Annotated in this window: 1 protein-coding gene; it reads left to right on the forward strand. The window is 39.7% G+C overall.

Features of this window, described 5'->3' with window-relative positions; all coding sequences use genetic code 11:
• Positions 1-40: 40 nt before the first annotated feature.
• A protein-coding gene (locus H8B19_RS18810; RefSeq protein ID WP_186508692.1) for an IS3 family transposase occupies positions 41-1,254 on the forward strand; the annotation gives its coding sequence in 2 pieces (ribosomal slippage) (positions 41-374 and positions 374-1,254; 1,215 coding nt in all).
• The last annotated feature ends 49 nt before the right edge of the window (positions 1,255-1,303 follow it).

Consider the following 1,303-nt stretch of genomic DNA (forward strand, 5'->3'; position numbering starts at 1 on the left):
TGTCTTGTCCTGAAATGTGTTTACACATTTAGGATTTATTATGACAACAGCAGATAAACAACGAGTTAAACGTACACAACGAGATTACACCTTAGGCTTTAAATTAGCGGTGGTAGAGCAAATCGAAAAAGGTGATTTCACTTATAAACAAGCCCAAACAGCTTATGGTATCCAAGGTAAAAGTACCGTTCTTGTTTGGTTAAGAAAGCATGGTAAGTTGGACTGGTCTAATCCAGAAAGTCATGCCCTTATGTCAAAAACAAAAGAAACTCCCGCCCAGAAGATAAAACGCTTAGAACGTGAATTAGAAGAGCTTCGCCTCAAAGATATAGTTAAGGATGAAATGATTAACATCATGGATGAAGAATATGGAGCGGGCTTAAGAAAAAAGTACATATCCGAGCTATCACGCAGGCAAGACAAGCAAAGGAGGTAAAACTAGCGGCCTTGTGTCGTGCGTATGGCATAACACCTCAGGGTTACTATCAAGCAGTACGCAGGATAAAGTCTCGGAGTGAACAGTTAAAGCCCGTTCAATCACTTGTGAAGTATTGGCGAAGGTTCATGCCTAGAGTTGGTGGGAAGAAGCTGTATAAGCTCATAAAACCGGAACTCGATAAGCAGCGGCTCAAGTTAGGCCGTGATAACTTCTTCGATTACCTACGAGAGCATGACTTACTCGTAAAACCAAAGAAGAACTATGTAAAAACAACAAACAGTCGCCACTGGATGCGTAAGCACCCTAACTTACTTAAAGATTTTAAGGCCAAACAAGCTGAAGAGGTATTAGTGAGTGATATCACTTATGTGAAGTCTGATGCAGGTACGCATTATTTATCACTCACTACAGATGCGTATTCAAGAAAGATTATGGGCTATGAACTCAGTGATGAAATGAAGGCAACGGATGTGGTTAAAGCATTAAACATGAGTATTAAGCAAAAGCGTTATAACCACCAAGCGATTCATCACTCAGACAGAGGTTTACAGTATTGTTCTGATGAGTATCAACACGTACTCAATACGCACAACATCAAACCATCAATGACTGATGGCTATGACTGTTATCAAAATGCCTTAGCTGAACGCGTTAATGGCATATTGAAACAAGAGTTTTTATTGTATCGTTGTAAGGATATCAATGAGCTTAAACAGCTCGTGGATGAATCCATTTACATCTACAATGAAATGAGACCGCACTTAAGTTTAGGCATGAAAACACCTAATCAAGTGCACAATGAAAAAAGCCAGTAGAAAATCTACTGGCCTTTGAAAAACCGTCAACCTATTTCAGGACGACACA

This window comes from Neptunicella marina, from assembly GCF_014270035.1.
Lineage (GTDB): Bacteria > Pseudomonadota > Gammaproteobacteria > Enterobacterales > Alteromonadaceae > Neptunicella > Neptunicella marina.